A 25,457-nucleotide genomic window follows, 5' to 3' on the forward strand; every position below is an offset into this window, starting at 1 on the left:
GTATTCGAGCGGCAGGTTGCGCGTCGGCATCCGGCGATCCGACGCCAGTGCGAGTGAGCCCGACGGCAGCCTCAATCCGTGGAGCGTTCTGGAGAGGTCTTACCAGGTCTCGCGAGCCGCGTAAGATTGCGCCGGCCCGGCGCCATGGCCACTGGCGAGAACGCCGCGCGCGTGTGTTTCCATCTGGAGCAGCGTGTGCGCAGGAACCGCGCTGGACCATAGATAGCCCTGCCCCATGTCGCAACCGATGCCGGCGAGCCAGTCGGCCAGCTCGCACGTCTCGACGCCTTCGGCCACCACCGCGAGCCCCACGCCGTGAGCCATTGCAACGATGGCTTCCACCAGCACGCGGTTTTTCAAGGAGCCGGTGGCCGGCTGCGTGAACGAGCGGTCGATCTTCAGCGTGGCGATGGGAAAACGCGTGAGATAGCTGAGTGCCGAGTAGCCGGTGCCGAAATCGTCGATGGCGATGCGCACACCCATCTGATTCAGGGCGTTTAGCGTATCGAGCGTGGTCGCGTGATTGACGAGCAGCAACCCCTCGGTGATCTCCAGTGCGAGCCATTCCGGCCGGCAGCCCGTGTCGCGCAAGACCTGTTGCACGACGGCCGGCAGGTGGCTCAGGTGAAACTGGCTCGGCGACAGGTTGACGGCGATGTGCCGGTCGCCCCCGCGCTGCGCGTTCCATCGGCAGACGACCCCGCATGCCTTGCGCATGACGTGCTCGGCGATCGGCACGATCAAACCCGTCTCCTCGGCGATGCCGATGAAATCGGACGGCGGGATCCAGCCGCGCTCGGGATGCAGCCAGCGCAGCAGCGCCTCCGCGCCGACGATGCGGCCGGTCGCGAGGTCGATCAGCGGCTGGTAGTGCACGTCGAGTTCGCCGCAAGCGATGCCGCGGCGCAAGTCCGCTTCGAGGCGCAAGCGTTCGGCGGCGCTGTCCGTGATGTCGCGCGTGTAGAACTGCACGTTGTTGCGCCCGGCCTCCTTGGCGCGATAGAGCGCGCCGTCGGCATAGCGGACGAGTTGTTCCGTGCCGTCGCCATGGTCGGGATAGACGGCGATGCCTATGCTCGCCTGGACCACGAGCGTCCGGCCGTCGAGCTGCACCGGAGCGGCCACGGCCGACAGCACGCGGTCGGCGAGGCCGCGCAGTTCCACGGCGTCGCGCACGCGCGGCGAGACAATGATGAATTCGTCGCCGCCGAGGCGGGCCACGGTGTCCGTGGCGCGCACGCCCGCCTCGATCCGCCGTGCGACCTCGCACAGCAGTTGATCGCCGGCGGCGTGGCCGAGCGTGTCGTTGATGGTCTTGAAGCGGTCGAGGTCCATCATCAGGACGCCGACCCTATAACCTTCCTGGCCGGCCTGCTGCAACTCCTGCGAAATACACTCGTTGAACTGGGCACGATTGGCGAGCCCGGTCAGCGTGTCGAAATACGCGAGCTGATGGATCTTGCTCCGATATTCGTAGACTTCGGTCATGTCGCGCGCGACGGCGAGCAAGCCCAGCACTTTGCCGTCGGCGTCGCGCTCGAGGCGCAGCCGCGTGTGGAAAGTCCGCTGAACGCCGTCAGAGCCGCGCGCGTTCCATTCGACGTCGAACTCCCTGCCCATCTCGATGGCCTGTCGGATTTGCGCGTGGTACATGCTCGAGTCCATCGAGAACGCGGAAATCTCCAGCACCGTCTTGCCGAGAAACGTCTCCGGCGGCCTGCCTGTGAAGCGTTCGTGAGCGCCGTTGACGTAGGTGCGGCGGCCTTCACAATCGAAGCGAACGATGATGTCCGGCAAATTTTCGGCGAGCGAGCGGAACTCGCGCTCGCGGGCGGCCAGGAGCTCCTCCATGCGCTTGCGTTCGGTAATGTCCCGGCCGAACACCAGGGCGCCCTTGATCTGCTGGTCCTGGTCGCGCTCGGCCACCATCTTGATGTGATGCAGGCGCGGCTCGCTCGAGCCGGGCGCACCGATCAGGACTTCGACAGTCTCCGCTTCACCGGTTCGAATCACGCGCTCGAGCGTTTCGCGGTAGCGGCGTTTTTCTGCCGCGAGCGTCTCGCCCCAGCTGATATCGTGTGACCGCTGTCCAACGATCGGCGCCACGGGCACGTTCACGCGCTGCATCAGGTTGCGGTTCGCGAAGGTGATACGACATTCGCGGTCGTAGCGGACGATGTTGTCGGGGGAGCCCTCCGCCAGCGAGCGAAGCTCCGCCTCTTGAGCTCGCAGCGACCTTTCGACAAGGCTGGTCTCGGTGATGTCGCGGCCGATGCAGAGCACACCTGCCAGCCGCCCCAGCCAATCGTGCTCCGCCACCAGCCTCACGTGATGAATCGCCGTGCTCCCGTCGGCGAAAGGGACGGTGAGCTCGAACTCAGTCGGCTCGCCGGTCGCGAGAACCTGCTGGAGCGCGTGATGGTAATTGTCGAAGCGGCCGTCAGGATAACGCTTGGGCGTCGAGACTTTTCCGATCACGTCACCCGGGCCGACGTTCAATGCCTTGGCCATGTTCGGGCTTATGTAGAGAAAGCGGCCGTGGCGATCGTAGCGGCAGATGTACAGCGAAGCGTTCTCGGCAAGGTGGGAGAAACCTTGCTCGGATGCCTGGCGATAGCGGCGGGTTTTCAGCCAGAGGAGTAATGGTCGGGTGACGCTACGCATGGATGGGCCTGTACTTTTTCACCTTCTCGACAGGTATACGGCGCGTGCTTAGCGTTGGCACAGGGGGGAGGCTTGTAGGGATATCCTGATTTCGTTGTAAGTAGCCGCGCAGCTGGCGTGTTGGGTCTTTCTTTACCGTGCGGTTCGTAAAATCGGCAGTGGAACTTCCTAGGTCTTGAACACGGCGACCGAATCCCTCAGCATGCCTGCCTGTTCCTCGAGTGAGTGCGCTGCTGCCGCCGCTTCCTCGACAAGCGCCGCGTTCTGCTGCGTGACGGTGTCCATCTGCGTGACGGCTCGGCCCACCTGTTCGATCCCACGGCTTTGCTCTTCCGAGGCCGTCGTAATCTCGCCGACGATTTCGGCTACCTGCTTGATAGCCTGCTTCACATCGCTCATGGTCGCGCCGACCTCTGTTGCCTGCCTTGAACCGTCCTCGATCATCGCAACCGACGAGCCAATCAGTTCCTTGATTTCCTTCGCAGCCGCCGCCGAGCGCTGCGCGAGGCTACGGACCTCACTGGCGACCACCGCGAAGCCACGGCCCTGCTCGCCGGCCCGCGCGGCTTCCACCGCCGCGTTCAACGCGAGAATGTTCGTCTGGAACGCGATCCCTTCGATCACGCTTGTGATCTCCGAGACCTTGCTCGAACTGCCGCTGATCTCGCCCATCGTCGCGACCATGACCTGCACAGCATCATTGCCGGCATCGGCCATGCCGGTTGCCCGGGTCGCGAGGGCGTTGGCCTGCCGCGCGTTATCGGCATTCTGTCTGACGGTCTCGGTTAATTGAGTCATGCTCGCGGCCGTCTCTTCCAGCGACGCTGCCTGTTCTTCCGTTCGCGCCGACAGATCCATATTGCCGCTCGAGATTTCTCGCGCCGCCACATTCACGGATTCGGTGCTGGCCTTGATGCCGTTCACCGTCTCGCTGAGTTGCTGGTCCATCTTCTTCAACGCCTGAAGCAATTGACCGAACTCGTCCCGGGAAAGCTTCACGTCGAACTGATTCCCCAACGTGCCATCCGCGATCCGATTCGCCACCCACACCGCCCTTTCGAGCGGTCTGGTAACAGCACGCGAAAGATAGAAAGACAAACCTGTTCCGGCGACGATGGCCAAACCCATAAGGGCAAGGGAAATCTCAAGAAAGGTCCGGAAAGTCGAATCGCTGTCCTCCGCAAACTCCTTCGCCTGAACCTTGTGCAACGCTGCATCCTCATCGATGAGTTTCGCCAGCGATACGGCGATCTCTTCGTGGCTATCCACCATCGGCATGGCGCCAAAGTAGCTGCCGGCCTCCAGCTCGGTGATTAACTGGGCGGTCAACGTATTGAACTGCGGCAGTAGATTCTTTATTCGATCTGCGACGACACGTTCCTTCTCGCTCGAAATTCCACCCGGATAGTAGCGCTTCCAGGCTCTGTCGATAGCATTCTGGTCGACGCGAATCTGTTCAAGAGCGGCCTTTGTCCGACCAGAATCATGGAACATTTCAATGAGGTGGAGCTGCAGCCGGATATCAAGTTGCGCCGCCCGCAAGTCAGACAGGTCCGCGATCGGGCCGGTGTTGCCGCTATAGGAATCGCGCATGTTCGAGTTCACTCTCGACAGGCCCACCACACCGAAAATTCCCACTATCAGGACCAGTGCCACGGACGCGCCAAACGCGGAAAAAATCTTGAGCTTGATGCCTTGCGCGAAACTTTTCACTGCCTCTCCCATGAACAGATCAGGTCTTGCACAAACCAGGCGTCAACTCCGGCATCGGCCTCGTCACAGCCGCGCCGCCACCCGAATCCCGGATACGCGCAAGCGCGGTACCGGCACGGCCCAGATGCGCTCGTGCCGTTCGACACGAGTGCGCCGTCCCTTCATTGCTGAACCGCCAATAGCGGGGACTCGTCATCCCGCTCAGAACTTGTGGCGCAGTGCGGATCGGAGCATATCAAGCCAATTTGTGATATCCAGCTACGTTTTCTGCGCGCTTTGCCCTACTTCTGGTTATGCAAAGCATTTCGCCGAGCCCAGGAAATTCCCGGTAACAGGGTTCCTCGTTAGATATTCAAAGACCTGGCTGGAACCGTGGCGACGTCGATGAACCGACGTCGCCACTGACCTCCACAGTCAAATGCCCTGGCCGGACCTGAATGCCTCGCAGTCCAGCCGGGACCAGTAGAGCTCGACTCCTGAGCGTTTGCTATGCTCCCGCACCTTGGGTTTGTGAAGCGAGACAACCAGTTCTTCGATAGCCGGGAATTCTTCGAAAACAATGTCCGCGATCTGTATGGCGAGCGTCTCGAGCAATCTCGTGTGTGCCTTGTCAGCGAGAAACTGCGAGAGACATTCACAGAGCCTTTCATAGTCGACGAAGGGGCGATCCCCGTCCTCAGCCGGGGAACATCCGTAGAGCAATTCAAGGCTAACGGCGACCGGTTGTGGTTCCAGATGTTCGTGAGCATGGATGCCCACGAACGTTTGAACCGTCATTTCATCGATGAATACCCTCATACCGCGAGACTTCGGTGCATCTTGGCGAAAGCCGCCACTCGTCCGGCACCCGTTCATGCAAACACCGCTTCAGTCGCGTCAGCACGTCGTACCAGGCTAAAAATCGAATACCGATTCATCTCCAGCTCCTCGTTTCAGGTTAGCTGCATTGAATAGAATCGAGCCGTGGTTCGATAGAACGGATGCGACACAAAGATGGGATGCATTGGGCAGAACTACTGGAAGGAACTGTCCTTTACGCCATTTCCGAGGTGATTGCGGCCTCACCAGCTGATACCTGTGTGGGCGTCGCGCGTCCGACGAAGCATTGGTCACTCGTCAATGCCGCCCAGGACTGGCTTCAGGATTCGTCGACGTGTCCTCTGTCAATTGCAGAGCTTTGCGTGCAACCAGGCTACGACACATTGCCAGCCACTTTGCCGCCTGCTCGATCGGAGCCTCCACAAGAAAAAGGCCTCGTGCAACGCCTGAGCATGGGAGACCATCGACAAATTACTTCGATGCGCGGCATCAAATTCAGCGAACGTCCACTTGACCATACGTGGTCGTCAATACGAACGTGGAGTATCCTGATTCCTACTGCGAGTGACCACGACAGAGAGGCGACAGTGCTTGAACTATCGGTTCGTGATAGAGCAATGCTGAGTGGCGAATTGGGTGATGGTGCAGCGCTCGCGATGCGTATAGTCGTCGCCACGGCGCATGTGATGAACGCTCAAAGACTTGTCGACATTTCCTCCGCTCATATCGACGGGTGTCTGTATCACGGATCCGTGAGTCTCGATTTCGTCGAGCGCTTTGTCGCATCCGGAACGCGGGTCGCCGTTCCGACCACACTCAATGTCGGATCGCTTGATCTCATACACCCGGAGTTGTATCGCGGCAAACCGGAAACGGCGAACGCGGCCAAGCGCCTTATGGAGGCACATCTGGAACTCGGGTGCGAAGCTACCTTCACATGCGCACCGTACCAGCTAAAGCACCGTCCACGCTTAGGCGATCAGATCGCATGGGCTGAATCGAACGCGATCGTTTTCGCCAACTCGGTTTTGGGCGCACGAACGAGTCGCTACGGCGATTTTCTTGATCTGGCAGCGGCAATTACTGGCCGCGTCCCGTATGCCGGATTGCATGTCACCGAAAACCGGGCCGCCCGTCTCGTGCTCGCGGCGCCCAGCCTCCGTGATTCATCGCGGCGCGACGCCTGTTTCGCCGCTCTCGGCTTTCTTCTCGGCCTTAAAGCTGGAGCAACGGTAGCCGCGATCACTGGATTACCTGCGGACACGACAGAAGACGAATTGAAATCTCTTGGCGCCGCGGCCGCATCCAGCGGCTCAGTGGCACTCTTTCACGCCGTAGGAATTACTCCAGAAGCTTCGACGCTTGACGCCGCACTACAGGGCGGCGAGCCGGAACAGACGATTATTGTCAGCGAGGCGGACCTTGTCGCGATCCATCGTAAATGGAACGATGCTCGCTCCGGCGAGCCGCTCGCCGCGATCAGTCTGGGAACACCACATTTTTCGATCGACGAGTTCCGCCGCCTCGCCAAACTGTTCGACTCACACAAAGGACCGCTCCAATGCGATTTCTATGTCAATACGAGCCGTTTCGTTCTCTGGCAGATCGAAGAGGAAGGACTCGCTCAGCGACTGGCCTCGCGCGGCGTTCAGATTGTGGTGGACACCTGTACCTACATCACCCCCGTGATGAAACAGATCAACGGACTGGTGATGACCAACTCAGGGAAGTGGGCTCACTATGCCCCCGCGAACATCGGCGTCACAGTCGCGTTCGGGAGCATGAGCGAATGTGTTCGCTCCGCCTTCGAAGGGAGAGTTTGCATTGATGAACTGGCCGGCTAGACCTACGACCATGATCCCATCCACTCTCGATTTTGACGGCGAGGTCCTCGTGCCGGGGCGAGCAAGCGGCCTCGCAATCGCGCTCTCCCCGCTCAGCTTCTGGGGCGGCTACGACGCTGAAAGCGGGATGATCATCGACAAGACACATGCGGGCTACGGACAAAGCCTGAAACACCGGATACTTGTGATGCCGCGGGCGCGTGGGTCTAGCTCCAGCAGCAGCGTGCTGGCTGAAGCGTTGCGCAACGGGACTGGCCCCAGCGGCATCGTACTGGCGGAACGCGACCTGATTCTTGCGATAGGCGTTATCGCCGCCAACGAACTCTATGCCCTACACGTTCCCGTCGTGAGTGTCGGCGAAAACGTGTTCGCGCAAATTGCGTCTTTCACGGCACCACTGGAGATTGACGCCGGCGATACGTCGCGCCCCGCGAGAATTTACGCCACAGGCAGTGAACGTGACGGGAGCCGCAATCCATAGGGCGCCGGCATGCGGCTCGGTCACATGAACGAACTAGTTGTATCCGAGAATCGCGACCGATGCGACGTCCGCTCGTTCAAGCGTACTGCCCACAAGGCTCGATAGCGGCGAGGTCAGCAGTGCCACATAAGAAGAAGCCAGCGCAACCGCGGCGCAGCTTTGGTCCTTGCGATGCGCAATGCCTACGACCTGCCGCTGAGACGAGTGCCACAATCCGGTGTCTACCATGACAGGTGATGTCCTAAAAGAGTAAGAGAAAACAGTCGGCGCAGGCACGCTACCTGGGACGATTCACCGCCGCCGGTAAAAACCCAGTGCTCGCTTCAATCGCGCTGACGTTCTCAGGTCTCGCGAACGCATCAGGAGCGTCGTCGCCGGGGCTACGCTGCCGTCCGACGGCCTTGAAAAAGGTCTCAAGACCTGATGGCAGGAAGAACCACACCCAGTGCAAATCTTCGGTTCCATCGTTTATCAATGTATGTGATTGCTGTGGGCCCAGGAAGACTGTCATGCCTGGCTCGATCCGGTAATCGCGCCCTTCCACAACCGCCTTGCCGTTGCCCCGAACGAAGTGAAGCATCTCTTCAGACTCGGCGTGCGCGTGCAGGCGAACAAAGCCCCCAGGCGGCACGGTCTGCGTGCCCGCCGAAAACGGGCGTTGCATCGATACAAGGTGGGGCGCAACGTGAACGGCGGCGTAGCCATTTGCCGGCACCGGTTGCCAGTAGCTCTCCTCGTTGCGCGGATAGACGATCAGGAACTGAGGTTTGCTGTCACAGTCGTTCGGACCTGCCACGGAGTCTCCGTTGTCGCGTGCTTCGCCTGTCATTTGCACCTCACACGAATGTCGATTGATAGCGAGAGTCCCTTGATCGTTAAACAATATCCTGTATCCAATCAATGGGCAACGCGTGTTTTCCAGTAAAGGGGCACATTCATCCAGGATGGTCCGAAATGATTGAACGACTGGGTTTCATCGGCGCTTGGGCAATCACCGAGGCCATCGTCACCGGTCTTGCCGCGGCGCCGCATGGGTTACGCGTTCAGTTCGCCGTCGACCAGACGCCAAACGGCCAATGGATTGGCCTCCTTTAGCGCTGCCGGCAGCAATGCATCCGGCAAATCCTGATAACACACAGGCCGCAGGAATCGGTCGATCGCTGTCGCACCCACCGACGTGAACATCGGATTCGATGTAGACGGAAAGGGACCGCCGTGAACCATCGCGTGGCAGACTTCCACGCCCGTCGGGAAACCGTTCGCAAGGATACGTCCGGCCTTGCGCTCAAGAACCGGCAACAGGCGCTGCGCGTCCGCATGGTCCACAGCGTCGAACTGCAGCGTGACGGTAAGCTGCCCTTCCACGTGTTCCGCGACCGACAGCAATTCATCAAAGTCACGGGCACGAATCACCACAGACGCCGGACCAAACATCTCGGCTTCGAGCTCGGGCGTAGCCAGCAGGCGCTGAGCATCGGTCACATACAGGGCAGCCTGCGCGGCGTTCGGAAGGTCGCCCGCCGACACGCCCTGCGCCACCTTCGTCACGCCCTGAACTCCATCGACTTTCTGCGCTCCACTGCGGAAGGCATCGAAGATTCCGGGTGTCAACATCGTCTGCGCCGGTTTTGTCGCCAACGATTCGCCTGCCGCCTTGATGAATCGATCAAGGTCCGGACTATCAATTGCCAGAACCAGTCCGGGATTCGTGCAGAACTGTCCAGCACCCAGCGTCAACGAATCCGCGAAGGCTTTCCCGATTGCCTCGGCGCGGCTCGCGAGCGCACCCGGAAACAGAAACACCGGGTTGATACTGCTCATTTCGGCATAGACGGGAATCGGCTCGGGTCGGGCGTTAGCGATCCGGATGAGTGCAAGGCCACCTTGACGGGAACCTGTGAAACCAACTGCCTTGATAACTGGATGCGCAACCAACGCTTCGCCGAGTTTGCGGCCAGCGCCGATAAGCAGCGAGAACACACCTTCCGGCAAGCCCTGCTCCCTGACCGCTTTCTGGATTGCGCGACCTACCAGTTCTGATGTTCCAAGATGCGCGCCGTGTGCTTTCACGATTACCGGTGCGCCCGCTGCGAGTGCCGAAGCGGTGTCGCCTCCCGCAACTGAGAAGGCAAGCGGAAAGTTACTCGCACCAAACACCGCGACGGGACCAACCGGCACCTTCGCAAGGCGCAGGTCCGCACGAGGCAGCGGCTGCCGCTCAGGCTGTGCGTGATCGATCGTCGAACCGAGAAAGTGCCCGTCCCGCACGACCTTCGCAAAAAGGCGTAGCTGACCGACAGTCCGGCCGCGCTCACCCTGCAAACGTGCGATCGGAAGGCCGGTCTCCGCATGTGCCCGTTCGATCAGTTCATCACCGATGCCGAGAATGTTGTCGGCAATTGCGTCCAGAAATGCGGCACGCTTCGCAAGCGGAACGTTCCGGAAAACGTCGAAGGCCTGAGCCGCCAGAGAGGCTGCGCGCTCCACCTCCGCGGCACCGCCCATACCGAAAGATGGCTCCGGGATCTCGGAGTCGGTTGCGGGATTGAACGCGCGCTGGCTGCCTTCGGTGCCACGCACCGCGGAAAAACCGATCAGCATTTCGCCAGTAATGGTCATGTCGATATCCTCAAAAAAAGTTGGGGTAGCGCGGACGACGACGGAGAATGGACGTTGCGACGGACGGCGCCCCGCAGCCGTGGAAAACCGAATTCACGGCCGCTTGCGCAAAAGCGGAATCTGCCCCGGTGTCGGGAAGATGAGCTGTTGTCGGACTACGATTGAACGGAGCCGCCCGGCGGCTCCGGGTCTGCAGGCCTCGTTAATAACCGAGTGCCTTGAGGTCTTCCAGCGTCTTGCGCGTGATGGCAATGGTGGTCTCGCGCTCTTCGCCTACCAGATCGAGACGCGGCGGTTTTACCGTTTCCGCCGAACCCGTGATGATGTGCTCAGCGAGCTTGATGTGCTGGACCAGTTTCGCCACCGTGTCGAGGTGGAACAGCGGAGTCAGCGCGGCATACAGTCTGCGTGCCGTCGCGAAATCACCCTTGACTGCAAGATTCAGAAGGCTGACCGATTCCTTGGGCAGCGCGTTCGCCATCCCTGAGACCCATGCCTTTACGCCCAGTGCGGCGCTTTCAAGAATCAGATCGTCCACCCCGCAGACCACCGCGAGGCGACCGTCGAACCGGCTGATCAGGTCGGTTATACGTGTGGTTTCGTACGACTCTTCCTTGATTGCCACAATGGTGGACTCCTCGAGCAGTTGCTCGACGACGTCAGGCGTCAGGTCCACCCCATAGCCGCGCGGATTGTTGTACAGCAGGATATCAAGGCTGGATGCCTTCGCAACGGTCTTGTAAAAAGCCACCGTTTCGCGAACGTCCGACTTGTAGGTCAAACCCGGGAAGACCATCAAGCCATCAATGCCGATCTTTTCGGCTTCCTTGGCATACGCCACGGCGTTCTCGGTATTCGTTTCCGCCAGCCCCGAGATGATGGGCACGCGGCCTTTGATCACCTCTTTCGCCGTACGCAGGACCGTCAGCTTTTCTTCCGGTGTGAGTTGCGCGTTCTCGCCCACCATGCCCATCATCACCACGCCGCTGACGCCATTCGCGATCAGGCGTTCAAGCCCTGCGCCGATAGCCTCGATGTCGAGCGTGAAGTCGGATTTCAGTTTGGTGGTAACTGCGGGGAAGACGCCTTGCCAATTGATAGCCATGATCCATTCCTTCTCTAAAGTCGAGGGTCCGTGACGCTTCGCGCAAATTGTGTATATTGGATCCAAAAAAGGCGTCCAAAAAAATGCCGCGACACCTGCAGTCTTCAAGAGAAGTAAATAAGTATCCTGGATCCAATATTCACAATTAAAGCACGAAACAAAACCGAGGATTCTAGAGGTTTACCCTAGACGATACGCCGCGCTTACGACGCACGGACGTCAAAACGCAAGCCTGATCTGCGAGTCATTTTCAATATGGATAGCTAACCATAACTCGCACGAGCGAAGAGAGCGCGTTCTGTAATTCATGTGCGCTCCCAGCTTGCCATAGGGTAGACGGGATAGAGAATTACAGACGATGGCTAGCGGAATCAGCGCGTCACCACCGCCTCAACAACCGACATGATCTGCTGAGCGGCCGTCTTGACGTGCTGCTCCAGCAGTTTGGCCCCAAGCTTCGCGTCGCGCTTCCTGCATGCCTGGACCAAGGCCATGTGCTCGTCATGCGACTGTTCGCGGATCGGCACCTGCACGGCCTGAAAGCGGAAATAACGGTCGCAGCGGTCATGCAAGACCCGCAACATCTGCAGCGTGATATCCCGCTGCGCAGGCAGATAAAGCGTCTCGTGCAAACGCCAGTTCAATTGCCCCCACACGCCCGAGTCGGCCTTGTCCATTTCCTTGACAAGCCGCTCCGCCTTCCCCATCTCGGCCTCGCTGATGCGCGGGATAGCTTCGGAAAAGATCCACGGTTCAAGCCGTAGCCTGATGTCGAACGTCTCCCTCACTTCCTCTATCGACAGCTCGGAGACATATGCGCCCTTATGCGGGACATTGGTCAGCAACCCCTCTGCCGTCAAACGGGTGATGGCCTCACGGATAGGAACGCGGCTAACGCCGAGCTCCTCGGCGAGCGCTTCCTGCCGCAATGCCTCACCCGGCGCCAGGTCGCCGCTCAGGATTCGCTGCCGAACCGCCGTTGTGACGAGTTCGACTGTGGTTGGCCGGACAATCTTGCGCGTGCTTTCGTCCGCGATAACTTCGCTCATCGAGGACGCCTCTTTGGTACGACGTTTGGCAGCTACCGGGGGCATGATCAGGTTCAGTAAAGGATTCAGGATGCAGTGAACATGCTACCACGCCGCCGGCTTTCGGATACAAAATCCAATGACCCGCACTGCGTCACTGCAACGCTTTCCGTACCCACACGCCGTTCTTCATCACGCCCGCGATGCGCTCACCCTGCCCGGTGAGGACACTGATATCGACCAGCGGATCACCGTCAACGACGAGCAGATCAGCGAAGGCCCCCGGGGCGACGACACCAAGACGGCCTTGCTGCCCAACGATTTCGGCCCCCACCGCCGTGGCCTGACAGATAGTCTCGAAAGCACCAAGAATATCTGAACGGATCGTCAGTTCGTCGCTTTGATACTGGTGCATGTCGCCCAGCAGGTCGGTGCCCAGTCCCATTTTCACCCCGTTGCGTTTGAGCAGCTCAAGCGCTTTCAGTCCCTGAATACGGACGTTCTCGTTTTTCGCGAGAGCACTTTCTGACACGCCGGCCTTCGCACCGACCTTGTTCATCGCGTCGTAGGTAACGAGTGTCGGCACAGCAAACGCTCCAAACTCCGCCATGACAGCCGCCGCCTCGTCATCGATCAGGTTGCCGTGCTCGATCGTGCGTACGCCGAGCTTCACGACGCGAGCGATCGCTTTGCCTGTGTAGGCATGCGCCATGACATAGGTCTGGTGCGACGCAGCCTCCTCGACGATCGCCTTGACCTCGTCGACGGAAAACTGCAGGTTGCCAATCGGATCCGTCGGCGACGCAACGCCACCCGACGCCATGATCTTGATGTGGTGTGCGCCAGCGCGCATCTCTTCGCGGACGGCCTTGCGTACTTCGTCCACACCATCGACGATACGCCCGATTGCCCCGAGATTGCGGTGACAGCCACAGGGGTCGGGATCCGAGTTGTCGAAGCGCTCGCGGAAGTCGCCATGACCGCCCGTCTGGGACAGCGCCTTACCGGCCACGAACAAGCGCGGCCCAGCGATCACGCCCTCCTCGATCGCACGCGAGAGCGCATAGTCCGCGCCGCCGGCATCCCGCACGGTTGTGAAGCCCCGATTGAGCATACCGCTCAGGATCGGCACTGCTCGCAGGACAGCAAAGGTATTTGGCAAACGCCCATTGTTCCCAAGGTGCGCAACCGACGCAATGACGTGCGCATGACAGTCGATCATACCGGGCATGATCGTCTTGCCCCCAACGTCAATAACCTGCGCGCCACTTATCGACACCGGTTCGCGGGTGACGTCCTTGATGACCTCCCCGTCCACGACAATCGAATAGCGGGCAGTGTCGTTTTCGTGATTCACGTCCAGGATGCGCGCGTTTTTCAGGATCAACATTTCAATTCCCCTGCTGATTTTCGAGCGGCCCACGGGCCGTGGCAGATCACTTCAGCAAAAAGCCTTTGGCGAGCGGATCACGGTCATCGACAAAGATCGTGTTGTGCCCCGTCACTCGCGCCCACCCTTCGATGCTCGGAATAATCGCGTCGAGGCCACCCACCTTGGTCGCTTCTTCCGGCACACCATTGAAGATCGTTCCGATAATGCTCTCGTGAACAAAACGTTCACCGATCTTAAGTTTGCCCTTGCCCACCAGATGTGCCATGCGGGCGGAAGTCCCGGTGCCGCAAGGCGACCGGTCGATGGCCTTGTCGCCGTAGAACACGGCATTGCGCGCGCTTGCACCTTCGACCGTCGGCTCGCCTGTCCACATCACGTGGCTCAGACCACGGATTTCTGCCTTCTCAGGGTGAACGAACTGATACTTCTGGTTCGCTTTCTGACGCAGGATCGGACTCAGACGCTGGATATCCGAAGGCTTGAGTGTGTGGAGGCCACCAAAGTTTTTCTGCGGTTCGACAATCGCGTAAAAATTGCCACCGTAGGCGACGTCGAAGCGGATCTCGCCGAGCCCCTCAACATCGACCGTCAAGTCCGTCGAATGAAGGAATGACGGAACATTGATGAGTTGCACGGAATCGACGTTGTCTCCGTCCATCTTGTAGCGCGCAATCACCAGGCCGGCCGGCGTGTCCAGACGCAGCACACCGGGTTCACGCGGGCGCACCAGACCGTGCTCGATGGCAGTCGTCACCGTTCCGATGGTGCCGTGGCCACACATGGGCAGGCAGCCGCTGACTTCAATAAACAGGATGGCAATGTCACAGTCAGAACGGGTCGGCGGATAGAGAATGCTGCCCGACATCACCTCATGCCCCCGAGGTTCGAACATGAGCGACGTCCGGATCCAGTCAAACTCGCGCTCAAAGTGCGCGCGTCGCTCGATCATGTTCGCTCCCTCCAGCAGCGGCGCGCCTCCTGCGACGACCCGAACCGGATTGCCACACGTATGTCCATCGATGCAAAAGAATGTCGATTTCATAACCCTGCTCCACCCACAATTACGTACAGAAATGGCCCGGTGATGGCCGCCTGTCCCTGTTCACCCAGCTCATTCCCCAAAATACGCCGCGCGCAACTTCGGATCATCCAGCAGGCCCGTGCGCATTACTTCGACAAGGCACGCACGTTGGCGAGCGTCTTCTCCACGATTGCAACGACCTTCTGACGCTCTTCGCCTTCGAGCTTCAGTCGCGGGGCCTTCACGGTTTCCGAATAGCCAGCGGTGATGTTCTCGGCCAGCTTGATGTACTGAACGAGCTTCACGTGCGTATCCAGATGAAACAGGTCGATCAGTGCACGGTACAGCTTGCGGGCCAATTCATAGTCGCCAGCAATCGCCAGATTCAGCAATTCAACCGATTCCTTCGGAACAGCGTTAGCCATGCCAGAGACCCAACATGTCACGCCCAGTGCAACCGACTCGAGCACCAGATCGTCGACACCGCACACGACGGCAAGGCGGTCGCCGAAACGGCTGATCAGATCGGTGACGCGCGTTGTGTCATACGATTCTTCCTTGATGGCTTCGATCGTCGGCTCTTCCAGCAATTGCGCGACCAGGTCCGGCGTGAGGTCCACGCCGTAACCGCGCGGATTGTTATAGAGCAGGATCGAAAGCTTTGATGCCTGCGCGACGGTCTTATAGAAGGCGACCGTTTCGCGGGCGTCGGACTTGTACGTCAGTCCCGGGAATACCATCAGGCCCTGAACGCCAAGCGCTTCCGCGTCCTTTGCGTACTGGACTGCATTTGCCGTATTGGTTTCGGCGAGACCCGCGATTACCGGCACGCGCCCGCTCACGGTTTCAACGGCAAGCTTGATTACCGTTCGCTTCTCTTCCGAGGTGAGCTGGGCGTTTTCACCGACCATCCCCATCATGACGACACCACCGACGCCGCTGTCGATAAGGCGGTTCAGACCTGCCCTGATCGCTTCGTGATCAAGAGAACCGTCGTCCTTCAGCTTTGTCGTGACAGCGGGGAACACACCTTTCCAGTTGACTTGCATGGCTACACCTTCCAAAAAAAAATAATCAGAGGCGGGACGTCCCGCGAGTCGATCGAGGTCGCGGGGGCCCCGTTAATTCCGGAAGCGGCTGATCGAGTACGGCTCAAGTCCGATTCCGGGCGTTCGATTGGCAAGCAGATCCGCAACAAGCGCACCTGTCGTTGCCGATTGCGTCAGACCAAGGTGACCGTGGCCGAACGCATAAATGACGGACGGCGCACGCGGCGATCGGCCAATGACAGGTAGCGAATCCGGCGTGGCCGGACGGTGCCCCATCCACTTCACGGCACCCTGATCGTTGATACCGGGCAGGAAGCGCTTTCCGAGCGCGAGCAGCGCATCACTGCGTTTGTAATTCGGCGGCGCCTTGAGACCGGCAAACTCGGCCGCACCGCCAATGCGCACACCGATATCAAGTGGGGTGGCGACAAATTTGCGTTCGGCAAATATCACTTCGCGCGACAGGCTGATGCCATGCGCAGGAAGCGTCGTGTTGTAACCCCGCTCGCTGTCCAGCAGGACGCGGTCGCCGATCGATCGGGCAAGCGCGGCGGACCACGCACCCGTCGCCACAACGAGGCGGCGTCCCTTTACCCGTTCGCCTGTCTCGGTGAGCACTGCCGGCGCAAGGGCATCAGAGAGATCGAGTGCCTTCACCGTGCCGGCAACAAACGTGGCACCGAGTTGCTTCACGCGCTCACGCAGTTGCGTCACGAGACGCTTCGGGTCACCGATGTGCGACCAGTCGTCGAGAAATACACCATGACGGAAAACCGGTGCGAGAGACGGTTCGCAATCGCGAACCTCGTCGGCCGACATGGCGTGCCAGCGCACGCCAAGATCCCGTTTGAATTCCCACTCATGCTGATCCGCGGCGAAGGCTTCGTCGGTCTCGTAGACCGTCAATGCGCCGCGGCGATAGAAACTGTCCATCGCACCGATGTCCTCAAACATCGGGACAATGTCGTCGTAGACGCGGTTGTTCAACTGGGCCAAAGCCAGGGAAATTTCGCGGAAACGTTCCTTGTTGCCCGAGCGCTGAAATTCCATGAACCAGGGCAAGGCGGCCGGTACGTGTTTCCAGTCAAGCGCCAACGGCCCCAAAGGATCGAACAGCCACTTCAGAGCCTTTATATACAGCCCGTTCACTGAAATGGGCGTGCTCTCCGTCACGGCGATACCGCCCGCGTTTCCGTGCGACGTACGGTCGCCTTCGAAGTCGCGATCGATGATAGTGACGGTAGCGCCGTCGCGCAGTGCAGACCACGCACAGGCGAGACCGACGATTCCGCTACCGATAACCACAACGTCGGGGGTCGTCCGGGAGTTTTGAGCTTGCTGAGTCATTTCCGCGAGTCGAGGTATTGCGTAGGTGGACGGCAAACCTGCCGTCCACCGTTGCTTCGGTTACTTGGATCCGAGTACCGTAATCGGCTTCCACTGTCCGCTTTCACACTTGTAGACCGTGATGATCGCGTCGCGCAGATCGCCGAACTGGTCGTATGCGAAGTGGTCGCTCGTGACACCCTTCATGTCGGTTTTCGCGAGCACCGGCAGGTAGACGGTCGGGTCCGACGAATTGGCCTTCTGCATTGCCTGCATCATCGCCATGGCGCCGTCGTACGTGTACGGTGCATAGGTTGTCGGTTCATAGCCGAACTTGGTCTTGTAGCGCTGCGTGAAACCCGCGCCGCCTGGCATCTTGTCGAGCGGCAGTCCCGCGAGCGAGACGATCGCGCCATCCGCCGCCGATCCGGCAATCTTGATGAAGTCTTCCGTCTTGGACATTTCACCCGAGGCAAACGTCGCCTTCATCGCCAGCGAGCGTGCCTGCTTTACGAGCGGCGCGGATTGCGCATCGGCGCCTGCGTAATAGATGAAATCAGGATTCTTCGACTTGATGCCGGTCAGAATCGCCTTGAAGTCGACCGCCTTGTCGGACGTGAACTGATGGTCGATGATGTTGCCGCCGGCCGCCTTCACTGCCGTCTCGAACTGCTCCGCGAGGCCTTGGCCGTATGCCGTGCGGTCATCGATGATTGCAATACGCTTCGCATGGAGCATCTCGACCACGTACTTGCCCATCACACTGCCCTGCTGCGTATCAGACGTCATCATCCGGAACGTAGTCTTGAAACCCTGACGCGTATAGGCAGGTGCGGTTGCCGTCGAGATCTGCGGAATGCCCGCGTGTGAATAGATCGCCGAAGCGGGGATCGTCACCCCGGAGTTGAAGTGACCGAGCATGCCCTTGATGCCGTCATCGACCAGCTTCTGGGCGACGACGGTGCCCGTCTTTGGATCTGCCTGATCGTCCAGGGCTTCCAGCACGAACTTCGTTTCCTTGCCGTCGATCCTGGGCTTCGTGGCATTGAAGTCGTCAATGGCGAGCTGCACGCCCGATTCAAAATCCTTGCCATACTGCGCCTGCGCGCCCGTCATCGGAGCAGCCAGACCCAGCTTGACCGTTTGCGTTTCAGCGGCCTGAGCGGCCTGAGCGGCTCCGAGGAATAGAGCCAGGAATGCCGAAGTAGCGACTGCAAAAGCGGTGTTGCGAACTTTCATACCAATCTCCTTACTACCCGTAAAAGCCGCGTCGGGAGCATCGAAACATTATATTGGATCCAATATCCATATGTTTCGCGTATCATGCGCCCCTTCAGCGGGTCTGTCAAATGCGTTCGAGAAATCGGCGGAGCGCGGTTTTCTGCCGCCCCGCCCCCAGTCCTACACCTGCTCCATGAAATCAGGATCTTCAAGCCCGCGCAGCCTGTGAACCTGGTCTTCGAGCGGTGAAACCGCCAGTTGCGCGAACACCAGCGCCAATGCGATATCAGCACGGTCGTACAGCGCCGCTTCGCCAAGCAGATTCATCGTGCCCAGCGTGACGCCGTTCTTGCGCACAGGGATGTTCAGCGCACTCTCACACCCAATCGACCACAACACCTCGTATTCCGAAAACACCGCCTTGATGTCCTCGCGCGTTGAGCCGACAAAGATCTCACCGCGGCGAAGAACCTGATCCGACCAGCGACTTTGCGTCACCCGCTTGAGTCCGCCTACCGGATTGATATCCGGGCGATTACTATGCAGACGTCCCAGGCGGCTCGACGCCTCGTCATACGCCAGCACCGTGAAGAGTCGCTGGCCGAACACCTCCGTGAAAGAACGCTCGAACTCGGACCACACGCGGCCGGCATCACCGCCTTCCTGTTGCATCCGGGCGACACGCTCGATCACCCGGAGAATGAGTGCGTGGTTTGTATTCGTCACGAGGACTCCTTATTTCGCGGTTCGAAGCGCGGCGCTACGCGTGTCGGGATGCATGGCGCCGTACTCCGCTTCGGAAATTTCCTCAAGCGTCTTTCCGGTCGTCGAAACGCCCAGGAAAATCACCGCGAGCGCGCCGATCAGCAGGATCACCGTGGTCATGCCAAACACACCGGCGAAACCCCACAACGGGTAGATATAACCCACCAGCATTGGCGAGCAGATTGCACCGATACGGCCGAACGCTGACGCCGTGCCCATTCCTGTTGCGCGTAAATGCGTCGGGAACACTTCGGGTGTATAGGCATACTCGCCCGCGTTGACGCCGTTCATCGCGAAGGACATGAAGATCGAAGCAAGGACGATCGACGTGTCGCTGCCCGCATTTGCCAGCCAGATACCTGCAGCGCAAGCCAACGCCATGTACGTGACGATCGTTGCCTTGCGTCCCAGCTTTTCGCAAAAATATGCCGACGAGTAGTAACCCGGAATCTGCGCGAGGTAGATCAGGATCGAGACGGAAAAGCTCTTCGTAATGGTCATGCCATGCTGAACAAGCAAGCCGGGGATCCAGACGAAGAATGCGTACGAGCAGAACGTCACCGATAGCCACAGACACCAGGTCATCAACGTCGTCCTGGCGAGAGGCGGCTTCCACAGCAGCTTCAGGTTTCCGAAGAACGAACCTGAGTGCTCATAGCTGGCCGATGCGCCTGCCACAGGCGTCACGGGAGGCAGTGTGACGCCTGTACGTTCGACTTGCCGCTCGATATCGGACACCACGGCTTCGGCTTGCGCATGACGGCCGCGAATTTCCAGCCACCGCGGGGACTCGTGCAGTGAACGCCGCCACCAGAGCAGCACAACGACCGGTGCGGAGACGATCACCAGCGCGACGCGCCAGCCTTCCGGGTTCAGCGGGATCACAAAGTAGCCGATCAGCGCCGCAGCCACGAAGCCAAACGAGAAGAATCCAGCCAGTGCGCCGGTGAAGGCACCCCGATAGCGATTACTGACGAACTCCACCAGGAACGGCGCAATGATCGCGCCTTCAGCCCCCATCCCGATGCCTGCAATCGCTCGCAGTAGTGCGAAGGTGTGCCAGTCGTTCACGAATGCGTTGGCAAATGTCAGCACGCAGAAGAAGGTCAGCGCCCACATCATCACGACGCGACGGCCAAAACGATCGCCCAGCAGGCCGGCGGACAGCGCACCGACGAGAAAACCAACATAGGTGCTGCTGCCGAGAAGCCCGGTTTCGAAACTCGTCAGATGCCATTTGGTACGGACAACGGGCAGGATAAACGCAATGATGGCTGCGTCGATGGCCTCGAACATGAAGCCCAGGCCGCCCATCAGGAGCAGCTTGAAGTGAAAACGGCTGAACGGCAGGCGTTCGAGCCGGGCTGCAATCGGTGACATGTCATTGCTCCCAGGATGAGGGATCGACCGATCCAGAATGTTCCGGATCGAAGTGTGGTCACAATATCCTGTATCCAAAATCCAGAGTCAAGGCCGGGTAAACCTTTGCGCGAGGTTCCGTCCGCCCGGGACGCGGCCGACGGAACAGACGTTCGCGATCTGTCCCACCGACCGTCAGCCTGCTTATGTGATGAGGCTCGGGCGTGCGCCTATGGCGGGAACTGCAAAAAAAATGCTGTATGCGACCACCAGACCGCGGTTAGTTCCGAATCAGCGCCTTGACGTCCGCGTAGAGTTCGGCACTCACCTCGACGCCATTTGCTTCGCTTCGAACCCTTGCCTCGAATCGCCGTTGCGACGGTAGCCGCGCACCCTGCCCCGCAATCGCGTCGAACATGGCTTCTGCGTACTGCTCACCCTGCACGCGCTTTCCGGCAGCGAACATATCGGGATTGAACGCGAGTACCAGTTCACCATGACAGGGAGTCGCACCCACGCCTTCATCGAATTTCTGCGATTCGAGGCTGGTCATATCCCCGAGCAGAGGGCCGGCAAGCAGTTCGACCATCGCCGACAGGGCAGAGCCTTTATGGCCGCCGAATGTGAGCATTGCGCCTCGCATCGCGGCAGCCGGGTCCGTCGTCGGTTGCCCAGCCTCGTCGACGGCCCAGCCAAGGGGGATTTCCTTTCCTGTTCTTCTGTGCAACTCGATATCGCCACGGGCGATCGCACTCGTCGCAAAATCGAAAACGAATGGAAACTTGCCCGGCCGCGGCCACGCGAAGGCGATCGGATTGGTCCCGAACACCGGCTTGGTGCCGCCCGCCGGTGCGACCCAGCTATGACTGGGAGTCATCGCTACAGCGGCGAGCCCCTCGCTCGCGATAGCCTCCACCTCGGGCCAGAGAGCCGAAAAGTGGAAGCAGTTGTTGATCGAGAGTGCCGCGATGCCAACGTTCCGAGCCTTTTCAACAAGAACTTTGCTGCCCAATTCGAAGGCTAGCTGTGAGTATCCGAATCCAGCGTCGACTCGAACAATCGCGGGCGAAAGCTCACTGACCTGAGGCCTCGCATCGCCCACGAGCTTGCCTTCCCGAAGAGACCTGACGCAGACAAGCAGACGGTAAATCCCGTGCGAGTGACACTCGTCCCGTTGACCTGCCGTAATCACCCGCGCGATCGCCCGAGCGTGATCTTCGGCCATGCCATTGGACGTGAGTACCCGCATGGACAACGCGTTCACTTCTTCGAGAGACAGGTGGACTTTTTCCATGTGCAACCTTTTTTGGATACAATATTCAGACATCAAGGATAGTCGGTGTGGCTATTGTCGTCAAACGAAGACACATTGCGAACGCCCAGGGACCCGCATATGAATACGGTATGGATCGTCGACGGAACCTATCTGGCGACCGCCCTGCGAGGAGGTACGTCCGTCGAGATGATCGCGAACATGGAGTGTGAACTGGTCGCAGCACAACGCGCCCCGATGAAGCGCTCGTTATATTTCGATCTCTCGCGCGACGTCGATCTGGATCTCGCGGGCCCTTTGTTCAATGGGCTGCGTTCGAACAGACTGCGAACCCCGTTCGATGTGCACCTGATTGCTCTGCCAATGCCGGCAGACGAGGCGGCTTGCTGCGACGCTCGCAGACTGCTTGCAGTCGAAACGGCGGTCGGAGCCATGCGGTTTGCCGCGGAAAGCGATTGTGATCGTCTTGTTTTGACTGCCGCCGATGCGGCCCTGGAGCCGGCAATTTCGGCTGTCCGGCTCCGGTATTCGAAGGAACTCTGGCTCAACATCGCGCACAGCGAACGCGCAAGGGTACTGGAATCATTCGCGGATAGAGTGATATGGCTCGACAGTTGACGGTATGGCCCCCGTGTTGTTTGCATAGAGCACACCAACGTCAATGGGACCGTATACGCGAGCCCCCTCACCCTGACACGCGCTTCTGCTAAAAATCGAATTCGCTTATATTTCCCGCCCCCGGTTTTTGCCGCATCACACTTCACTCACACCGTGCACAACAGGAAGCTGAACGTGAATACATATGATGTGGTCGTGATCGGGGCGGGTGTTATCGGCAGTTCGGTGGCATTCCAGCTTGCGAAGCTGGGGGCAAAAAACGTGCTCGTGCTCGACCGTGGCACGATCGGCGCCGGAACAACCTCACAATCGTCGGGCATTTTGCGCACCCACTACTCGGTCAAGGAAAACGTGGAGTTGGCGCGCAAATCGTGGGACGTCTTCAACAACTTCGCGTCCTATCTCGGCGACGACGAAGCGTCGTGCGGGTTGGTGAAGTGCGGATACATGATCGTCGCCGCCGAGGGCGATAAACTCGAGCCTCTGCGCGCGTCCCTGAATCAGCAGAAAGAACAAGGTATTCCGCTCGAATTGCTCGACAGGAAACAGGCCGGCGAACTGCTTCCCATCGCGCAGTTCGGCGATGCGGCCCTGATCGGCTACGAGCCCGAAGCCGGATTTGCGGATGCTTACCTGGTCGCCACCAGCTTCGCGCGTGCGGCGCGGCGCGGCGGCGTGACCATTCGCGAGAATGCCTCGGTCAACCGGATTCTCATCGAGAACGGCAAGGTCGTTGGCGTCTCTACCAGCATCGGCGACTTCGCCACGTCGATGGTGATCAGCACCCAGAATATCTGGACTCCGGAACTGGCTGGCTGGACCGGCAAATCCCTGCCCGTCATGCCGGAACGCCACGCCGTGCTGGCGCTCGAATGTGAAGCCGCAAAGTACACGTTCTCGATGCCGGTCTTCAAGGACCTTGCGTCGCCAGGCATGCTCTATTATCGCAGCTACGGCGGCAACCAGATGCTCGTCAGCGAAGGGGTGGTCGGGGAGACGCTCAACACGACCGAAGTGGAGCAAGGCGACATCCCGATGGACTATGTCGTGGAAGTCGGCGCTCAGGTTGCCGAGCGCTTCCCCGAATACGAAACCGCCGGGATCGCGTCCTCGTGGACGGGTGTCTACGACGTGACGCCGGACTGGAACCCGGTTCTCGGCAAATTGCCCGGCATTGAGGGACTGGTTGTCGGCTATGGATTCTCCGGCCACGGCTTCAAACTTTCGCCGACGGTTGGTCGCGTGCTGGCCCAGGAAGCGCTGGGTCTGCCGACCGATGTGTCGCTGAAGCCCTACTCCATCGAGCGCTTTACCACCGGCGAACTGTTGACCGGCAAATACGGTCTCGGCGCGGTGTCCTGAGGGTCAGGATGAAACCGCTCGTGCTCCTGACGATCGAGCTCTCCCGTATCTGCATAAACGACTGAAATCACAAGGAAGATCAGATGAAGGTGATGACCGCAGTAAAGCGTGTAGTGGATTACAACGTGAAGGTCCGCGTAAAAGCCGATGAAAGCGGCGTGGACATTGGCAACGTCAAGATGTCGATGAACCCCTTTGACGAAATCGCCGTGGAAGCGGCAACACGTTTGAAAGAGGCCGGCAAAGCGACCGAGGTTATCGCCGTGTCTTGCGGCCTGGCGCAAAGCCAGGAAACGCTGCGTACCGCGTTGGCTATCGGCGCGGACCGCGGGGTATTGGTCGAGACAGATGCTGAATTGCAACCGCTCGCCGTGGCAAAACTTCTCAAGGCGGTGGTTGAAAAAGAGGAGCCGCAACTGGTCATCCTGGGCAAGCAGGCAATCGACGACGACGCAGGCCAGACCGGTCAATTGCTGGCCGCCTTGCTCGACTGGCCACAAGCGACCTTTGCCAGCAACATCGAAATCGATGGCGACACCGCAACGGTCACGCGCGAAGTCGACGGCGGACTTGAAGTTATCTCGCTGCGCCTGCCGGCTATCGTCACCACTGACCTTCGTTTGAACGAGCCGCGCTACGTGACCTTGCCGAACATCATGAAAGCAAAGAAGAAGGCCATCGAGACGGTCAAACCCGCCGACTTCGGCATCGACCCGTCGCCACGCCTGAAGACCCTGAAGATTGTCGAGCCACCGGTGCGCAAGGCTGGCGTGAAAGTGCCGGATGTCGCAACGCTTATCGAAAAACTGAAAACCGAAGCAAAGGTAATCTAAATGACAACGCTCGTTATTGCGGAACACGACAACGTTCAGATCAAAACCTCGACGCTTCATACGATCGCGGCCGCGACCCAGCTTTCGAATGGCGTCCATGTACTTGTCGCGGGCAGCGGTGCGCAATCCGCCGCGCAAGCCGCGAGCAAGGTTGCCGGCGTCGACAAGGTGATCCTCGTCGACGCGCCACAATTCGCGGATGAGTTGGCCGAGAACGTCGCCGCCCAGGTGTTGGCCCTGGCAGATAGTTACTCGCATATCCTGTTTCCCGCCACGGCCGCCGGCAAGAACACGGCACCTCGCGTGGCCGCCAAGCTCGACGCATCGCAGATCTCCGACATCATCGCGATCGAGTCCGCCGACACCTTCCAGCGCCCGATCTATGCGGGAAACGCTATCGCCACCGTGCAGTCGAGCGACCCGGTGAAAGTCGCGACGATCCGCACGACGGCGTTCGATGTGGCCCGCGCGGACGGCGGCAATGCCGCTATCGAAACCGCCCCGGCTGTCGCCGATTCGGGTCTCTCGATCTTCATTCGTCGTGAAGTCGCCACGAGTGACCGGCCCGAACTGACTGCAGCGCGCGTCGTCGTATCGGGTGGCCGCGGTCTGGGCAGCGCGGAGAACTTCTCCCTTCTCGACCCACTGGCCGAAAAACTCGGCGCCGCCGTCGGCGCCTCGCGCGCAGCGGTGGACTCGGGCTTTGCACCGAACGACTGGCAAGTCGGTCAAACCGGAAAAATCGTTGCACCGGAACTCTATGTCGCCGTCGGCATCTCGGGCGCCATCCAGCATCTGGCCGGTATGAAAGACTCGAAGGTCATCGTCGCGGTCAACAAGGACGCGGACGCGCCTATCTTTGGCGTCGCGGACTATGGGCTCGTCGGCGACCTGTTCGACGTATTGCCCGCGCTCACGCAAGCGCTATAGATGCCTTTCTGAAAGTAGCAAGGAAAACGGTGAC

General features: G+C 59.8%; 21 protein-coding genes. 6 read left to right on the forward strand and 15 right to left on the reverse strand.

The window, feature by feature from the left end; genetic code table 11:
• Window positions 1-99: 99 nt before the first annotated feature.
• From DSC91_RS11875 to DSC91_RS11885, 3 genes are all read right to left on the reverse strand, one after another.
• Window positions 100-2,664 (reverse strand): sensor domain-containing protein, encoded by a 2,565-nt coding sequence (locus DSC91_RS11875; protein WP_115778349.1) that lies wholly within the window; start codon window positions 2,662-2,664, stop codon window positions 100-102.
• 168 nt (window positions 2,665-2,832) lie between these two features.
• The gene (locus tag DSC91_RS11880) at window positions 2,833-4,377 is read right to left on the reverse strand and encodes a methyl-accepting chemotaxis protein (RefSeq protein ID WP_229758370.1); all 1,545 of its coding nucleotides are present in this window, start codon (window positions 4,375-4,377) and stop codon (window positions 2,833-2,835) included.
• Between the two features lie 414 nt (window positions 4,378-4,791).
• Window positions 4,792-5,175, reverse strand: a complete 384-nt coding sequence (locus tag DSC91_RS11885; RefSeq protein WP_229758369.1) for a dihydroneopterin aldolase — start codon at window positions 5,173-5,175, stop codon at window positions 4,792-4,794.
• Between the two features lie 608 nt (window positions 5,176-5,783).
• Here DSC91_RS11885 and DSC91_RS11890 point away from each other — a divergent pair.
• On the forward strand, window positions 5,784-7,040 hold the full coding sequence (locus DSC91_RS11890) for an aconitase X (RefSeq protein WP_115779804.1): 1,257 nt from the start codon (window positions 5,784-5,786) through the stop codon (window positions 7,038-7,040).
• Window positions 7,041-7,050: 10 nt separating this feature from the next.
• Entirely contained in the window at window positions 7,051-7,521 is a 471-nt protein-coding gene (locus DSC91_RS11895; RefSeq protein WP_115778355.1) for an aconitase X swivel domain-containing protein, read from the forward strand.
• Window positions 7,522-7,798: 277 nt separating this feature from the next.
• Here DSC91_RS11895 and DSC91_RS11905 read toward each other — a convergent pair whose 3' ends face one another.
• From DSC91_RS11905 to DSC91_RS11960, 12 genes are all read right to left on the reverse strand, one after another.
• Window positions 7,799-8,317, reverse strand: coding sequence for a cupin domain-containing protein (locus tag DSC91_RS11905; protein ID WP_229758368.1), 519 nt, complete (start codon window positions 8,315-8,317; stop codon window positions 7,799-7,801).
• Between the two features lie 239 nt (window positions 8,318-8,556).
• Window positions 8,557-10,140 carry an aldehyde dehydrogenase (NADP(+)) gene (locus DSC91_RS11910; protein ID WP_115778361.1) on the reverse strand — a complete coding sequence of 528 codons (1,584 nt, stop codon included), beginning with the start codon at window positions 10,138-10,140 and terminating at the stop codon, window positions 8,557-8,559.
• A gap of 202 nt (window positions 10,141-10,342) precedes the next feature.
• The gene (locus DSC91_RS11915) at window positions 10,343-11,245 is read right to left on the reverse strand and encodes a dihydrodipicolinate synthase family protein (protein ID WP_115778363.1); all 903 of its coding nucleotides are present in this window, start codon (window positions 11,243-11,245) and stop codon (window positions 10,343-10,345) included.
• A 371-nt stretch (window positions 11,246-11,616) separates the two neighbouring features.
• On the reverse strand, window positions 11,617-12,294 hold the full coding sequence (locus DSC91_RS11920; protein ID WP_229758367.1) for a GntR family transcriptional regulator: 678 nt from the start codon (window positions 12,292-12,294) through the stop codon (window positions 11,617-11,619).
• Between the two features lie 133 nt (window positions 12,295-12,427).
• Window positions 12,428-13,663: a metal-dependent hydrolase family protein gene (locus DSC91_RS11925; RefSeq protein ID WP_115778366.1), complete on the reverse strand. Its 1,236-nt coding sequence runs from the start codon at window positions 13,661-13,663 to the stop codon at window positions 12,428-12,430.
• 46 nt (window positions 13,664-13,709) lie between these two features.
• The gene (locus tag DSC91_RS11930; RefSeq protein WP_115778368.1) at window positions 13,710-14,708 is read right to left on the reverse strand and encodes a 4-hydroxyproline epimerase; all 999 of its coding nucleotides are present in this window, start codon (window positions 14,706-14,708) and stop codon (window positions 13,710-13,712) included.
• 125 nt (window positions 14,709-14,833) lie between these two features.
• A complete protein-coding gene (locus DSC91_RS11935) occupies window positions 14,834-15,736 on the reverse strand; it encodes a dihydrodipicolinate synthase family protein (RefSeq protein ID WP_115778370.1) in 903 nt (300 codons plus the stop codon).
• A gap of 72 nt (window positions 15,737-15,808) precedes the next feature.
• Complete coding sequence (locus tag DSC91_RS11940) at window positions 15,809-17,083, reverse strand: NAD(P)/FAD-dependent oxidoreductase (protein ID WP_115778372.1); 1,275 nt, start codon at window positions 17,081-17,083, stop codon at window positions 15,809-15,811.
• A 60-nt stretch (window positions 17,084-17,143) separates the two neighbouring features.
• Complete coding sequence (locus DSC91_RS11945) at window positions 17,144-18,301, reverse strand: branched-chain amino acid ABC transporter substrate-binding protein (protein ID WP_115778374.1); 1,158 nt, start codon at window positions 18,299-18,301, stop codon at window positions 17,144-17,146.
• A 162-nt stretch (window positions 18,302-18,463) separates the two neighbouring features.
• Window positions 18,464-19,009: a GAF domain-containing protein gene (locus DSC91_RS11950; protein WP_229758366.1), complete on the reverse strand. Its 546-nt coding sequence runs from the start codon at window positions 19,007-19,009 to the stop codon at window positions 18,464-18,466.
• Between the two features lie 9 nt (window positions 19,010-19,018).
• A complete protein-coding gene (locus DSC91_RS11955; protein WP_115778376.1) occupies window positions 19,019-20,428 on the reverse strand; it encodes an MFS transporter in 1,410 nt (469 codons plus the stop codon).
• A gap of 259 nt (window positions 20,429-20,687) precedes the next feature.
• The gene (locus DSC91_RS11960) at window positions 20,688-21,701 is read right to left on the reverse strand and encodes an Ldh family oxidoreductase (protein WP_115779805.1); all 1,014 of its coding nucleotides are present in this window, start codon (window positions 21,699-21,701) and stop codon (window positions 20,688-20,690) included.
• 99 nt (window positions 21,702-21,800) lie between these two features.
• Here DSC91_RS11960 and DSC91_RS11965 point away from each other — a divergent pair, with 99 nt between their 5' ends.
• The 4 genes from DSC91_RS11965 to DSC91_RS11980 all read left to right on the forward strand — a co-directional run bounded on the left by DSC91_RS11965 (window position 21,801) and on the right by DSC91_RS11980 (window position 25,423).
• Complete coding sequence (locus DSC91_RS11965; protein ID WP_115778378.1) at window positions 21,801-22,298, forward strand: NYN domain-containing protein; 498 nt, start codon at window positions 21,801-21,803, stop codon at window positions 22,296-22,298.
• A 174-nt stretch (window positions 22,299-22,472) separates the two neighbouring features.
• Entirely contained in the window at window positions 22,473-23,660 is a 1,188-nt protein-coding gene (locus DSC91_RS11970; protein ID WP_115778380.1) for an NAD(P)/FAD-dependent oxidoreductase, read from the forward strand.
• 83 nt (window positions 23,661-23,743) lie between these two features.
• Window positions 23,744-24,493 (forward strand): electron transfer flavoprotein subunit beta/FixA family protein, encoded by a 750-nt coding sequence (locus DSC91_RS11975; protein ID WP_115778382.1) that lies wholly within the window; start codon window positions 23,744-23,746, stop codon window positions 24,491-24,493.
• Window positions 24,494-25,423, forward strand: coding sequence for an electron transfer flavoprotein subunit alpha/FixB family protein (locus tag DSC91_RS11980; protein WP_115778384.1), 930 nt, complete (start codon window positions 24,494-24,496; stop codon window positions 25,421-25,423).
• Window positions 25,424-25,457 lie beyond the last annotated feature (34 nt).

Origin of the sequence: Paraburkholderia caffeinilytica, from assembly GCF_003368325.1 — a bacterium.
Lineage (GTDB): Bacteria > Pseudomonadota > Gammaproteobacteria > Burkholderiales > Burkholderiaceae > Paraburkholderia > Paraburkholderia caffeinilytica.

Coding starts and splice junctions, on each gene's coding strand:
- DSC91_RS11875 (WP_115778349.1), bottom strand. CDS start 2,664: ATGCGTAGCGTCACCCGACCATTACTCCTCTGGCTGAAAACCCGCCGC.
- DSC91_RS11885 (WP_229758369.1), bottom strand. CDS start 5,175: ATGAGGGTATTCATCGATGAAATGACGGTTCAAACGTTCGTGGGCATC.
- DSC91_RS11895 (WP_115778355.1), top strand. CDS start 7,051: ATGATCCCATCCACTCTCGATTTTGACGGCGAGGTCCTCGTGCCGGGG.
- DSC91_RS11910 (WP_115778361.1), bottom strand. CDS start 10,140: ATGACCATTACTGGCGAAATGCTGATCGGTTTTTCCGCGGTGCGTGGC.
- DSC91_RS11915 (WP_115778363.1), bottom strand. CDS start 11,245: ATGGCTATCAATTGGCAAGGCGTCTTCCCCGCAGTTACCACCAAACTG.
- DSC91_RS11920 (WP_229758367.1), bottom strand. CDS start 12,294: ATGAGCGAAGTTATCGCGGACGAAAGCACGCGCAAGATTGTCCGGCCA.
- DSC91_RS11925 (WP_115778366.1), bottom strand. CDS start 13,663: ATGTTGATCCTGAAAAACGCGCGCATCCTGGACGTGAATCACGAAAAC.
- DSC91_RS11930 (WP_115778368.1), bottom strand. CDS start 14,708: ATGAAATCGACATTCTTTTGCATCGATGGACATACGTGTGGCAATCCG.
- DSC91_RS11935 (WP_115778370.1), bottom strand. CDS start 15,736: ATGCAAGTCAACTGGAAAGGTGTGTTCCCCGCTGTCACGACAAAGCTG.
- DSC91_RS11940 (WP_115778372.1), bottom strand. CDS start 17,083: ATGACTCAGCAAGCTCAAAACTCCCGGACGACCCCCGACGTTGTGGTT.
- DSC91_RS11945 (WP_115778374.1), bottom strand. CDS start 18,301: ATGAAAGTTCGCAACACCGCTTTTGCAGTCGCTACTTCGGCATTCCTG.
- DSC91_RS11955 (WP_115778376.1), bottom strand. CDS start 20,428: ATGTCACCGATTGCAGCCCGGCTCGAACGCCTGCCGTTCAGCCGTTTT.
- DSC91_RS11960 (WP_115779805.1), bottom strand. CDS start 21,701: ATGGAAAAAGTCCACCTGTCTCTCGAAGAAGTGAACGCGTTGTCCATG.
- DSC91_RS11965 (WP_115778378.1), top strand. CDS start 21,801: ATGAATACGGTATGGATCGTCGACGGAACCTATCTGGCGACCGCCCTG.
- DSC91_RS11975 (WP_115778382.1), top strand. CDS start 23,744: ATGAAGGTGATGACCGCAGTAAAGCGTGTAGTGGATTACAACGTGAAG.
- DSC91_RS11980 (WP_115778384.1), top strand. CDS start 24,494: ATGACAACGCTCGTTATTGCGGAACACGACAACGTTCAGATCAAAACC.